This window comes from Brucella sp. NBRC 12953 (genome assembly GCF_040369775.1).
Taxonomy (GTDB): Bacteria; Pseudomonadota; Alphaproteobacteria; order Rhizobiales; family Rhizobiaceae; genus Brucella; species Brucella pseudogrignonensis.
On record NZ_BAABSV010000016.1, the window covers coordinates 24,098 to 36,385 of the forward strand.

A 12,288-nucleotide genomic window follows, 5' to 3' on the forward strand; every position below is an offset into this window, starting at 1 on the left:
GAGATTTACTTCGCTGGCTTTGCGGACATTGCGAGCGTGAACTGGTCAGACCGACCGGTAAAACTGATGTCCGCTTTATGTGCCCAGATGCCACTTTCAAAGTGCAGTGGAATGAAAGCATAATCCTTAAGCACTTCGGTGGTTGCCTGCTGCAACAATGATGAGCGTTTGTCATCATCCATTGTTTCCACAGCTTGATAAATCAGCTTGTCGAAAGCTGGGTTTTTGTAATCACCATAGTTGGAGCCACCCATTGTACCCGCTTCATTTGGAGATGCAGGCCACTGGCGCAGGAATGATGATGCTTCGCCGCTGGTCGACGCCCACCCACCGATCGCAACGCTAAGTTCTTTCTTTGAACGACGTGGGAAATAGAGCGCGCGTGTCATTGCGTCCACATCGGTTTTAATGCCGATTTGGGTCAGATATTGTGCAACGGCTTGTGTGATCTGGCTGTCATTGATGTAACGATCATTGGTCGTCGAAATAGTGAGTTGGAACCCGTCCGGATAACCCGCTTCGGCAAGCAGCTTTTTCGCAGCAGCTGTATCGTAACGAAGTTCGGGCGCATCTGGCAATGTGCCGAACATGCCCTTTGGCAGGAATTCGTTTGCCTGTTCTGCGGCGCCGTCCATCAGGCGGGCGATGATCGCTTTGCGGTCAATTGCAAGCGACATGGCTTCACGCACACGCACATCCTGCAAAGGATTTTTTCCGTCGGCAGATTTCACAAAAGGGCTTTGCGCACGGCCAACATCAAGCTGGTAATAGATTACGCGGGTGGTCGGGGTAACTTCTGCAACGAAGCGCTTATCATCCTTGATGCGCGTCAAATCACGGGCTGCCGGGTTTTCGACAAGATCATAATCGCCGGCAAGCAGGCCAGCCAATCGCGTTCCAGCATTCGGAACAGGAACGAAGCGAACACTTTCCCATGGCTCCTTTTCGCCCCAATATTTGTCATTGCGTTCAAGCTCGATCGCAGAACCTTTAACATAATTCTTGAGCTTATAAGGCCCGGTTCCGATCGTCTTTTTGCCATCGTTGAAATCACCAACAACAGGCCAGGCACCGGTAACACCGCAATTGTTGGCTGGGTCGAACGTGATCTTGCCATGGTCAACAATCGAAGAACTTAAAATACCCACTGTTCCCATGAAGGTCGCAAGCAGCGGCTCAGGAACCTTTGTCGTAATAATCAGAGTTTTGGCATCAGGTGCTTCTACAGATTCGAAATTCGCCGTGATATCAGCAAATGAACCTGAAACAGCGGTTTCGTTCTTCAGTGTGCGACAAAAGGTAAAAACAACATCATCCGCAGTAAATGGCGTTCCATCGGAGAAGGTAACGCCTTCACGCAGCTTGAAGGTCCACTTGTTTTTTCCATCATTCTCCCAGGATTCGGCCAGAGCCGGGTGCAATTTCTGCTTCTCATCCTGACGCGTCAGGCTATCAAAAATATGCGCAGCGAGCGCATTATTCGGGGTGAGATCATGGTAATGCGGATCAACAGCGGTCGCTTCTGATGAAAGCGCGACTTTAAGGGTCTGAGCAGTTGCAGCGCCGCCTAAAACCGTGGTCGCAAAAAGGCTAGCTATCAAGAGCGTTTTGTACATAATTATCTTTGTTCCCTTGGAGTAAACATCTTTTTGATGTGATTATTTTCATTTTTAGATTATATGAAAATTTCTAGACGTCAACTGCGGAAATTATCGATGGCCAACACTTTGAGTCCCAAGTCCGAATTTGCACAGCGAATGGCAGAGATTTATCCGTCTCTCAGCAAGTCGCATCAGAAGATCGCGGATTTTGTGTTGACGCGACCTCTGGATGTAGTCGCCATGTCAATTGAAGGTGTGGCTGAGGCTAGCGGCAGCTCAACAGCCACAATTACGCGTTTCGTCAAAACAGCTGGCTATGGCGGTTTCAGCGAATTCCGAGAAAAGATCGTTTCTGATTTCCAGGCAGTTCCGGGCAATAAGCACAACTCTCAAGGAAATGATCTCGGCTCTCTTGGTAAAACATCGACGTTGCACCGCCAGCTTATCGATAGTGTTGAAAAGCTGCAGGATACCATATCAAATATTGATCAGGCCTCATCTGACGAATTTATCCAGTCCATACTCCAGGCCCAACGAATTATTATTCTTGGAACCGGAGCCAGTCACTACGCCGCCGCATATCTCGAAGAGGGGTTGGCGCTTTATACAGAAAAAAGTGTCACCAACGCACTGCTGCGCGGTGCCAGTTCTTATTCAAGCAATATCATCAACTCCATCAGTAAGAACGATGTGGTGATTGCCATATCCATTCCTAGATACTCTCAGAGCACGCTGGAGCTTACAAAAGCTGCGCGTGCCAAACATGCAAAGATATTGGTCTTAACGGACAGCCCGACATCGCCACTCGCATCTTTGGCAGATGTCGTGCTTTATGCTACCGCGACAAGCGACTTTTTGCCGAATTCGCCTTCGGCAATTTTCGCTCTTTCCGAAGCAATTGTCGCAACCGTTGCAGAGCAGCGCCCCGATATAATTGAGTCTTTGCGTAAAATACCGCCGCCAAACATTATTCGCTAAGCGCCAACACACAGACAGCAATTAATCGGTGTTTTCAGCAGCGCTGCTAGCTCAGTACAATACCGCCGTCGACATTCAGGCTTTGCCCAGTAACAAACGCTGCATCATCCGAAGCGAGAAATGCAACCGGCCCTACTACATCTTCAGGATCACCGATCCGTCGCATGGCTGTTTTTTCCTGCCATGTCTCGCGCACCGCAATATCGTCTAGATTAACGCGGCCCATATCGGTGAGTATTATGCCGGGGCAAATGCAATTTGCAGTGATACCGAACGTTCCAACCTCTTGCGCCAATACGCGTGTGAACCCCATAACTGCGGCCTTTGAGGCAGAATAATGCGCCTGTTCGGGCGCGCCATGCTTGCCGCCAATCGATGCGATATTCACGATACGACCGTAATTCTGCTTCTTCATAAAAGGTAACACCGCCTGAACAACCAGAAATGTGCCCTTGGCGTTTACATCAAGAACGCTGTCCCAATGTTCTTCTTTAAGATGTTCGACGTCGCTTGCAATCAGGATGCCTGCATTGTTCACGACAGCATCGATGCGGCCAAAATTATCAACCGTCTTCTGGACCATGGTTTCAACGTCGGTTTTGTTACTGACATCGGCATAGACAGTTAAGACGCGACGACCACTCGCTTCTATTTCTTTTGCAACGTCCCGCAGTGCATCTTTCTGACGTTCAATATCGTTGATAGCCACATCAAAGCCGCGCTTGGCCATACCAACAGCGATCGCACGTCCAATTCCACGACTGGCACCTGTAACCAGTGCTATTTTTGCCTGTTCGGTCATTTCATCCTCCAGAAACTAAAGGGCAGTATAGCCGCCATCAACGGTCAACACCGTGCCGGTTACGAAGCTCGCCGCATCGGATGCGAGAAACAGAACAGCATTTGCGATTTCACGCGGTTCGCCGAGCCGTCCCTGGGGTGTCATGGCCAGCCATTTCGAAAACCACTCTTCGTTGCTGCGACCTGCAAGAGTGAGCTCAGTCGCCGTATAGCCAGGTGCGACCGCATTTACGCGCACGCCATGCTTGGCCCATTCGACTGCAAGCGATTTGGTGATGAGATTGACACCTGCCTTAGCAGCATTGTACGCGACCTGCGGCTGCGGATAGACAACGATCTCACCGCACATGGATGAAATATTGACGATCGCACCACGGCCGGCTGCAGCCATACGCTTTCCGAACGCCTGCGCACAGAAGAATACGCCATTTAAATTGACATCGATTACGGCTCGCCAGTCAGCTTCCTCAGTTTCGGCAACCGGGGCATTTTTGACGATGCCCGCATTATTCACCAATATATGCGGACAACCATTTTGGCGGGAAATAGCTTCTGCGGCGCGTTCGACTGCATCCTTATCCGTTACATCAAGGATATAAAGGCTTGCCGAGGCAGCTCTTAACGTGTTGAGCTCTGCAACGGCCGCCTTACCTGCTGCTTCATCACGGTCGGTTATGACAACAGTTGCTCCCGCTTCAACGAACAACTGCGCAATAGCGCGGCCTATGCCTTTGGCTCCACCGGTAATGACTGCAAGCTTATCTGTAAGTTCGAAATCCTTGAGCAATAGTCTCTCCCCAATTGATTTCAGGCCGCGTGAACAGATTTCAGCGCCGGGTACAAAGCGCGATACTGCTGGTAAATCTCGTTATAGATCGCTGCTTCGCGCGGACGCGGTTCTATACGCGTTCCGGGCTTCACCATCGCGGCGATTCCGTCATCGATAGTGGCGAAATATCCCGCACCATGGGCCGCCAGAACCGCAGCCCCCACCGATGGCGCGTCGCGTGACTGCGGCACACAAACAGGCAAGCCAGCCGTATCAGCATGTATCTGCAACCAGAGCGGAGAGGCACTTGCTCCGCCGCCAACGGTGATTTCCTGTCCGCGATAACCAGCATCTGCCATGGCATCGAGAATTGCGCGAGTGCCGAAACTGATGCCTTCCATAATCGCCCGAAAGATATGATGCGGCTCATGTGCAAGTGTCAGACCGACAATTGCCCCACGCGACAGAGCATCGGTATAAGGCGTGCGATTGCCCTGAAAATGGTCTTGTACCAGAAGTCCGTCAGCACCCGGTTCAAGAGCCGCAGCCTTACGGTTCAATTCTTCCATATTCATTGTACCGTTCATCATGCGGCCCAGCCATGCGATAATCGAACCGGTTGATGTTTGGCCACCCTCGATCACGTAGCGCCCCGGATAGAGCATATCCGGATAACTACCCCAAATACCGGGGGCATGGAGTGGTTTGTCCGAAACACCAAACTGCAGATGCGACGACCCGGTTATGAGAGCAAGCTGACCGGGTTTGGCAACACCAAGGCCGATCATGCCAATCAGTGCATCAGCCCCACCCTGAACCAGTTTCACCTTCTGGCTGAGACCAAGTTCGGAGGCTGCAGATGCACAAAGCGTACCGACTACCTCGCCCGGCGCGACCACACGCGATGGCCATTTATGCAATAAGGTTTCGAGCCCCAGTTTTTGCAGCATCGTAGTGGGGAAACCGCCGCGATCGGTCGAATAATGCCAGCGCAGCGACGCGTTGTTGAGACTTGCTGCTTTTTCGCCAGTCAGGCGCAAAGTCATAAAATCCTGATACTCGCAGATCGTTTCGGCCTTCGCGAAAACCTCCGGCTCATTGCGTGCAATCCAGAGTGCCTTGGGGATCATCCATTCCGCCGAGACAGGCCCTTGGCCACCGCCATTGGCTTTGAGCGCCTGATCGCCCGTCGCCAATACAGCTTCCGCTTCTGAGCTAGCGCGAACATCCATCCAGATAATCGATGGACGCAGAGGCTGTCCGTCAGCGTCGAGCGCAACAACCGTGCAGCTTGTTGTGGCAAGCGTTATCGCTTCGATCGCAGCCGGATCAATTGCGGATTCTGATATCACTTTGCGTGCGGCCTGAACGAAGGAGCTCCACCAATCTTCTGGATTTTGTTCAGCTCGTGCACCGCTGGAAAACTTGGTTTCATATGGAACTGCAGCACTGGCAAGGCATACGCCCGACAAATCGTAAACCCGCGCGCGGATACTTTCCGTGCCTCCGTCGGCGGTGAGAAAATAAGCCATTCAATTCCTCCCGAAGCAAATGCAAAAGCGCCTCCAACCTTTGCTTTGCCCTAAACTCAACTCAAATTGCGAAATGCCTCGAGTGCTTTGCCCGCATACATAACTGCTGGACCGCCTCCCATTTCGACAGCTACTTCCAATGCTTCGAGCAGTTCCACTTCTGCTGCACCATGGCGGATAGCGGCATCGACATGATATAGAATGCAGTCCTCGCACCCTTTGGCGACAGCAATGCTCACCGCAATCAACTCACGTTGAGCGGAGGAGAAACGACCCGCAGCAGTTGCTGTCTTGCTGACCTTGGCAAAGCCTGACATGAGCTCGGGCGTTGCCTTGGCAAAAGCACCAAGCCGTGATTGAGCTTCTTTGAGTTTTGCTTTTACATCAGTCATCGGCCTCTCCTGTAGAGCTCAAGATGAGATCCAGCACATCTTTCGTTTGATCCCATTGCGGCATATGGCCGGATTGAGCGAAGAAGTGGACACTCGCTGAAGGTGGCAACGATGTCACCTGCTGCCACGGGATAATGCGGTCTTGAAGACCAACAAGAACTCTCACGGACATTGAACGCAAAAGCTTATCCAGTGATGTGATAATATCGATACGCTGCCCTGATGATCCGATAATGGTTTCCGCAAGTGCCTTGAGACGGCCTTTGCTCATTGTGCGCGCAAAGTCGGCCGCAAGTTCGGGCGAAAGCTCAACAGGTTTGGCCGCAACGCGCCTGAGCAGATGCGTCACCTCACCAGCTGTCGTGGCATTCGCCATGCCGGAAATGAAACTTGCATCGATTTCGGAACCAAGACCAGCTGGCGCAATAAGCGTTAGCCCCGAAACGCGCTCAGCATGGGTCTGTGCAAAATCCGTTGCTGCAATAGCGCCTAGGGAGTGAGCGACTACATGCACGTTCTTAACGGACACCGCGTCGAGAAACTCCGACAGAAAATCGCTTAGTTGATCGATATGCCCCGCTTCAATCGTTGTCAGACCATGCGCGGGAAGATCGGGCGCAATAACGCGGAAATTTGCCCGGCGCAAACCTGAAGCGATACCGCTCCATGTGGTGCGATCTCCAGAAAATCCATGCAGAAGCAGGAAGGTCGGCGCATACTTTGAACCCTGGTCGCTATACGCAATACGACCACGTCCGAGTTCGACAAACTGTACATCACCTTTTGGCAGAGCATTACTGGAGGCAGCGAGTACGTCCTCTTTTTCAACTCGGCCCCTACGACCCGTGCCGGAAAGAAGTTGGATATCGATACCTTTGACACGCGCTATCCGGCGTGCAAGGGGTGTCGCACGAACACGCTTATCCCTTCCCGCTTGTCTTGCAACAGCTGCGCTGGACACTATTGGCACAGCTGATGCTGCAACTGTTTCAACGGCGGGGGCGTCCGGCTTCAAGGTGGCAGCACCGGCCGCAACCTCGATGCGGGCTATAGCGCCGCCAACCGTTACCATATCGCCTTTCTGACGCAGGATTTCGACGATCTTACCGCCGACCAGCGCAGGAAATTCTGCGACCGTCTTGTCTGTTTCAATTTCGAGAACGGCTTCGCCACGCTCGAAGCTATCGCCTGCAGCCTTTAGCCAACGGACAATGCGCCCCTCTTCCATCGTTTCCCCGAGGCGCGGCATATCCAGCTCAGTTACGACAAAATCGTCGGTGGACGCTTCCGAAACGGGCGTGCTTTCACCACCCTCATCTGTCCAGTCGGGACCAACGCCTATGTCGATACGCGCCAGCGGCGCACCAACCACCACATGATCTCCAACAGATCCGATCCACTCATGCAGTGTACCGTCCCCAAGAGCTGGAAACTCTGCAACGGTTTTGTCTGTTTCGATCTCGATGATTGAATCGCCACGTTTGAAACTATCGCCGGGATTCACGAGAAAGCCGACAATCTTGCCTTCTTCCATCGTTTCACCCAGACGTGGCATTTTGAGAATACGTTCTGTCATGACAGCATTCTCTCTGCGACCGAACGGATCAGGTCTGCTGTCGGCACACTTCCGGCTTCCAGATCCTGCGAGACTGAAATTGGAATGTCTTCACCTGCCACACGCACGACAGGCTGCTCGAGATAATCGAAGCACTCTTCCGTAATGCGTGCCGAAAGCTCTGCCGCTACACCCGCCGTCATCACGCCTTCAGATACAACCATGGCCTTGCCGACACGCTCGACGTGTTCGCGCACCGTGTCAAAATCGAGCGGGTTGAGCGTACGAAGATCGATAACCGTCGCTTCAATACCCTTGGAAGCAAGTTTTTCAGCCGCATCCATCGCGTAGTGCAGCTGGCGCGAATAAGTGACGATAACGAGATCCTTACCTGTACGTCGTACTGCTGCCTTGCCCCATTCCAGCGGCTCTGCATCAAGGTCGACCTCTTCCTTGCGCGTATAAAGCGCTTTGTGCTCAATGAAGACCACCGGATCAGGTTTCGTGAGGCTCTGGCGCAGCAGATGATAGGCATCCTGTACAGTCGCAGGCATAACAAGCCGAAGGCCCGGCGTATGCATGATCCATGCTTCCAGACTTTGTGAATGCTGCGCGCCTGCCGAACGACCGGTACCCCCTTGCGTGCGAAGAACCATCGGCACGCCAATCTGTCCGCCAAACATATAGCGGATTTTGGCAGCCTGATTGGCAAGCTGATCCATGGTCATGCCAAGGAAATCGATATACATGAGTTCCGCAACAGGACGCAGCCCGGTCATCGCTGCACCCACGGCTGCACCAATGATTGCTGGCTCGGAAATCGGGGTGTCGATAAGCCGGTCCGCTCCATATTTACCGATCAAGTCTTTTGTAACGCCGTAGGCACCACCATAACGGCCCACTTCTTCGCCGATCACAACAATGGTGTTGTCTTCAGCCATGGCATCATCCAGCGCCTTACGCAGCGCATCGCGGTAAGTCATGGCAACCATTATGCTTCATCCCTGGAAAGTACGCGATCAATACGAGTGCGGACGGGTTCCGGCTCTGGTTCGCCAACCGCATAGACATCTCTGAACATGGAAGTGAGTGGAGGCGCTTTGGATTCCACGGTAAAATCAATAGTCGCATCCATTTCGGCCGTGATGCCACTATCCATCGCGTCGAGGTCAGTTTCTGGTGCCAGACCTTCCGCCATCAGCCTATCCCGTGTGAACTTTACCGGATCTTTCTTCCGACCTTCTGTCTCTTCCGCTTCCGCGCGATATGGACTCTTGTCCATGCGCGCATGACCAAAGAAACGGTAGCAGGTCACTGACAGGAAACCTGGCTTGCCAAGGCGAGCATCATCAATCAGTCCCTGTGCAACACTTTTTACTTCTTCAACATCAATGCCATCCACGACGGCCCCGTTAAGACCGAATGCATGCGCGCGCTGGTCAAACGCTGTATTGGCTGTCGCCTGATCAACACGCGTGCCCATACCATACTGATTGTTGATGCAAACAAACACGACCGGCAGGCCCCAAAGCGCTGCCATATTCATGCTCTCATAGAGAATGCCCTGCTGCATCGCACCATCGCCAAAAAAGGCGATCGAAACAGAGTTTTTCTTGAGGTATTTGCTGGAAAGGCCTGCACCAACAACAGATGGAATTCCACCACCAACAATGGCATTGGCGCCAAGATGTCCAAGCGCCATGTCGGCAATATGCATGGAACCACCCTTACCATGGCAGTAACCGGTTTCCTTGCCACCGATTTCCGCCATCATCTGTTTGGGGTCAGCACCGCGCGCAAGAAAAATACCATGGCCGCGATGATGGGTCGTGAAAGTGTCCTGCGGCTGCATAGCAGCACATACACCGGCAGCGGCTGCCTCTTCACCAATGGAAAGGTGAAGCATCGAACCCGCCGTCTGGCCACGTACGAACAATTCACCAACGCGTTCTTCAAAGGTGCGGATACGCCGCATCGTCCGGTATAGTTCGAGAAGATTAGAGTTACTCGGATTTTGCACGCGCGCCTCCGACAGACTTGTCTGTTTCAAGTTTTTCATGATGTTTGGTTCAATGCCTAACGCAGTTCCTCAAAGGAGCTTCAGTTTGGTGGTTCGCGAAACAACTGCGACCGCCACGAGAATGATCAGGCCCTTCACGATGCTCTGGATGTATGTGTCCATGCCAATAAGGTTCAGGCCATTATTGATGACGCCGATGAAAAGCGCGCCGAAGAAGGTCCCTGCAATTGTTGCAGTGCCCGGGCGGAACATGGTCATTCCAATAAATACTGTAGCAAGACCATCAAGCAGATAACGTTCGCCTGCATTGGGCTGACCGGACCCCAAGCGCGCTGCAAGAAGCGCACCTGCAACAGCTGCAAAAATTGAGCAGACCACAAGAGCGGCAGCGCGATAGAAGCGACCATTCACGCCGGAAAGTTCTGCTGCTTTAAGGTTTCCGCCCACCGCATAAATGTAACGACCGAAAACGGTTCGTTCCATCAAGAACCAGGCCACGAAAACAACTATCACCATAGCATAGGCAAGCACCGGGATGCCAAAGAGTTGTCCTTGACCAAGCCAGAGATAACTCGCAGGAAGCCCGCCATAAATTGCTCGTCCGCCCGTCATCAGAAAATTGATACCGTAGAGAATAGAGCCAATCGCAAGCGTGGCGATCAGTGACGGAACCCCCACCAGCGTAACCAGTGCAGCATTGACCGAACCCACGACCAGACCGGCACCAAGACCAGCAAGCAAAGCAACTGGCAACGGAAATCCGGCAACCAGCATCAGCGGTACCAGAATGCCTGCCATACCAACCATATAACCGACCGAAAGGTCCATTTCTCGCGCTGCAAAGCCAAATGTCAGGCCTGCACCAACGATGGTAAGCATCGAAATCTGCTGGATAATATTGAGCAGATTGTTTGCCGTGAGGAAGCGGTCAACGGTCAGTGAAAAGCCCGCAAACAATAGGAAAAGCACAAAGAGCGTACTGTATTTCAGCAGCCACTCGCCTTTGAGCTTTTTACCGAAGCTCTGGGCATGACGGGATGATTGCGGTGAGACCGCTGAAGATCGGGCATTCATTGGGTAACTCCTGCCATTGCGGCAATAAATTTCGCTTCTGAGAATGCGCTGCGCTCAATCTGTGGACCGGGCTTGCCATTCACGAATGGGATGACGCGGTCTGCCACGTCGGCTATTTCCAGAAGGTCGGAAGAGGTTACGAGAATGGCTATCCCTTTTTCGGCAAGTCTGCGCATCTGCGCATGAATCTCGCGTTTGGCGCCGATATCCACTCCCTCTGTAGGTTCGATGAAAATCATCAACCGGTAATGATCGTCAGCGCCGTAAAGCCACTTGCCAATCGAAACCTTTTGTTTGTTGCCACCGCTCAGGTCTTTCACAAACTGGCTTCGTGAATGTGCCTTGACGTTCATCAACTGCATTGTGCGGTCCGCTTCGCTCGCCTCGCGGCGCATGGACAATACGCCGGTGCCGCCCAAAGTTGCGTATGATGGGTGGACCATCGCAAGATTTTCGCGCACATCCCAATCGCCAATCAGTGCATTTTCCATGCGATGGTCGGGCACAAGCGCCACGCCCTTCTTCTGCATGGTTCGCGCATCAACTCTGGAGATGGAAGTGCCATCAAAACGACAGGTTCCCGCGGTCTGCCCACTTGCTGTGTAAAGCGACCGCGCAAAGCCAAAATGCCCTGCCCCCGTCAAGCCAATAAGCCCGATAATCTCACCGGAACGGATGACGAAATTATCGACACTCACGCCACCAGCCTGCCAATCACTGACTTCCATAACCACTGGGCCGAGATTGCGTGTTTGACTGACATCCAGCTCGGTAGCACTCTTATCGCCCGAACGCTGAAGCATCAGGTCTATAAGTTGTGCTTCACTTGAATTTTCCGCCTCTAGCGTTGCTATATGCCTTCCATCACGAAGAACAGTTATACGGTCACTCAGCGCTTTGATCTCAGAGAGAAAATGGCTGATCAGTACAATACCAACGCCTTGCCGCGGTAAGGTCTTGATGATCTGCCAAAGGCTTTCTTTTTCACGCGCGGGCAATGTTGCCGTGGGTTCATCAAGAATAAGCAGGCGAACATTGCCGCGAAGAGCCCGCACAATTTCGATAATCTTCTGATCTGCCATCGGCAGCATGTCGACCTGCTGATCGAGATCGATCGACACCTGCGGAAACCAGCGCCTGAGCAATTCGTCAGCCCGCACGATCAGCTTGCGTTTATCGATAACGCCAAGTCCCATGCGCGGCTCGTCGCCCAATAGAATGTTCTGCGCGCCAGTCAATCCAGGAACGAGGCTACCTTCTTGCGAAACATGCGCAATACCTTTGCGAAGGGCATCACCTGCGCTTGCCAGCTTAACCTCATTGCCATCAATCGTAATGTTGCCAGAGGTCGGGCTTTTGCTACCACCGAGAATGCTGACAAGAGTTGTCTTTCCCGCACCATTTTCTCCGATCAGGCCATGTACCTCATCAAACCGGAATTCGGCACTGACCTGATCGAGTGCCAGCGTTCCAGGATAGGACATGACGATCTGCGAAAGGCTCACGGCCATCGAAGAACTCCCGCGAATTAAAGTATCAAGTTAAAAGAGGCCGGAACGCAGAACG

General features: G+C 52.6%; 11 protein-coding genes. 1 reads left to right on the forward strand and 10 read right to left on the reverse strand.

Going from position 1 to position 12,288, the window contains the following annotated elements:
• Window positions 1–5: 5 nt before the first annotated feature.
• A complete protein-coding gene (locus ABWV94_RS23075) occupies window positions 6–1,616 on the reverse strand; it encodes an ABC transporter substrate-binding protein (RefSeq protein ID WP_353415513.1) in 1,611 nt (536 codons plus the stop codon).
• 99 nt (window positions 1,617–1,715) lie between these two features.
• Between ABWV94_RS23075 and ABWV94_RS23080 the strand changes: the two genes are divergently transcribed.
• The gene (locus ABWV94_RS23080) at window positions 1,716–2,579 is read left to right on the forward strand and encodes a MurR/RpiR family transcriptional regulator (protein ID WP_353415514.1); all 864 of its coding nucleotides are present in this window, start codon (window positions 1,716–1,718) and stop codon (window positions 2,577–2,579) included.
• Window positions 2,580–2,625: 46 nt separating this feature from the next.
• Here ABWV94_RS23080 and ABWV94_RS23085 read toward each other — a convergent pair whose 3' ends face one another.
• Genes ABWV94_RS23085 through ABWV94_RS23125 form a run of 9 tightly spaced genes read right to left on the reverse strand, consistent with a single transcriptional unit; the run spans window position 2,626 to window position 12,233 of the window.
• A complete protein-coding gene (locus ABWV94_RS23085; protein WP_353415515.1) occupies window positions 2,626–3,381 on the reverse strand; it encodes an SDR family NAD(P)-dependent oxidoreductase in 756 nt (251 codons plus the stop codon).
• A 15-nt stretch (window positions 3,382–3,396) separates the two neighbouring features.
• Complete coding sequence (locus tag ABWV94_RS23090) at window positions 3,397–4,167, reverse strand: SDR family NAD(P)-dependent oxidoreductase (RefSeq protein WP_353415516.1); 771 nt, start codon at window positions 4,165–4,167, stop codon at window positions 3,397–3,399.
• Between the two features lie 20 nt (window positions 4,168–4,187).
• Window positions 4,188–5,681: an FGGY-family carbohydrate kinase gene (locus ABWV94_RS23095; RefSeq protein WP_353415517.1), complete on the reverse strand. Its 1,494-nt coding sequence runs from the start codon at window positions 5,679–5,681 to the stop codon at window positions 4,188–4,190.
• Between the two features lie 56 nt (window positions 5,682–5,737).
• Window positions 5,738–6,073: a carboxymuconolactone decarboxylase family protein gene (locus ABWV94_RS23100; RefSeq protein WP_007879827.1), complete on the reverse strand. Its 336-nt coding sequence runs from the start codon at window positions 6,071–6,073 to the stop codon at window positions 5,738–5,740.
• On the reverse strand, window positions 6,066–7,649 hold the full coding sequence (locus ABWV94_RS23105; RefSeq protein ID WP_353415518.1) for an acetoin dehydrogenase dihydrolipoyllysine-residue acetyltransferase subunit: 1,584 nt from the start codon (window positions 7,647–7,649) through the stop codon (window positions 6,066–6,068). Before ABWV94_RS23105 ends, ABWV94_RS23100 begins: the two co-directional genes overlap by 8 nt.
• Window positions 7,646–8,620, reverse strand: coding sequence for an alpha-ketoacid dehydrogenase subunit beta (locus ABWV94_RS23110; RefSeq protein WP_353415519.1), 975 nt, complete (start codon window positions 8,618–8,620; stop codon window positions 7,646–7,648). The genes ABWV94_RS23105 and ABWV94_RS23110 overlap by 4 nt, the downstream gene beginning before the upstream one ends.
• Window positions 8,620–9,687 (reverse strand): thiamine pyrophosphate-dependent dehydrogenase E1 component subunit alpha, encoded by a 1,068-nt coding sequence (locus tag ABWV94_RS23115; RefSeq protein ID WP_162761686.1) that lies wholly within the window; start codon window positions 9,685–9,687, stop codon window positions 8,620–8,622. Before ABWV94_RS23115 ends, ABWV94_RS23110 begins: the two co-directional genes overlap by 1 nt.
• A 30-nt stretch (window positions 9,688–9,717) precedes the next feature.
• On the reverse strand, window positions 9,718–10,722 hold the full coding sequence (locus ABWV94_RS23120) for an ABC transporter permease (protein WP_007879840.1): 1,005 nt from the start codon (window positions 10,720–10,722) through the stop codon (window positions 9,718–9,720).
• On the reverse strand, window positions 10,719–12,233 hold the full coding sequence (locus tag ABWV94_RS23125; RefSeq protein WP_353415520.1) for a sugar ABC transporter ATP-binding protein: 1,515 nt from the start codon (window positions 12,231–12,233) through the stop codon (window positions 10,719–10,721). The genes ABWV94_RS23120 and ABWV94_RS23125 overlap by 4 nt, the downstream gene beginning before the upstream one ends.
• Window positions 12,234–12,288 lie beyond the last annotated feature (55 nt).

What these genes read in the sequence shown, in the direction of transcription:
- ABWV94_RS23100 (WP_007879827.1), bottom strand. Translation starts at nt 6,073, where the DNA reads ATGACTGATGTAAAAGCAAAACTCAAAGAAGCTCAATCACGGCTTGGT.
- ABWV94_RS23080 (WP_353415514.1), top strand. Translation starts at nt 1,716, where the DNA reads ATGGCCAACACTTTGAGTCCCAAGTCCGAATTTGCACAGCGAATGGCA.
- ABWV94_RS23115 (WP_162761686.1), bottom strand. Translation starts at nt 9,687, where the DNA reads ATGAAAAACTTGAAACAGACAAGTCTGTCGGAGGCGCGCGTGCAAAAT.
- ABWV94_RS23120 (WP_007879840.1), bottom strand. Translation starts at nt 10,722, where the DNA reads ATGAATGCCCGATCTTCAGCGGTCTCACCGCAATCATCCCGTCATGCC.
- ABWV94_RS23085 (WP_353415515.1), bottom strand. Translation starts at nt 3,381, where the DNA reads ATGACCGAACAGGCAAAAATAGCACTGGTTACAGGTGCCAGTCGTGGA.
- ABWV94_RS23105 (WP_353415518.1), bottom strand. Translation starts at nt 7,649, where the DNA reads ATGACAGAACGTATTCTCAAAATGCCACGTCTGGGTGAAACGATGGAA.
- ABWV94_RS23110 (WP_353415519.1), bottom strand. Translation starts at nt 8,620, where the DNA reads ATGGTTGCCATGACTTACCGCGATGCGCTGCGTAAGGCGCTGGATGAT.
- ABWV94_RS23075 (WP_353415513.1), bottom strand. Translation starts at nt 1,616, where the DNA reads ATGTACAAAACGCTCTTGATAGCTAGCCTTTTTGCGACCACGGTTTTA.
- ABWV94_RS23125 (WP_353415520.1), bottom strand. Translation starts at nt 12,233, where the DNA reads ATGGCCGTGAGCCTTTCGCAGATCGTCATGTCCTATCCTGGAACGCTG.
- ABWV94_RS23095 (WP_353415517.1), bottom strand. Translation starts at nt 5,681, where the DNA reads ATGGCTTATTTTCTCACCGCCGACGGAGGCACGGAAAGTATCCGCGCG.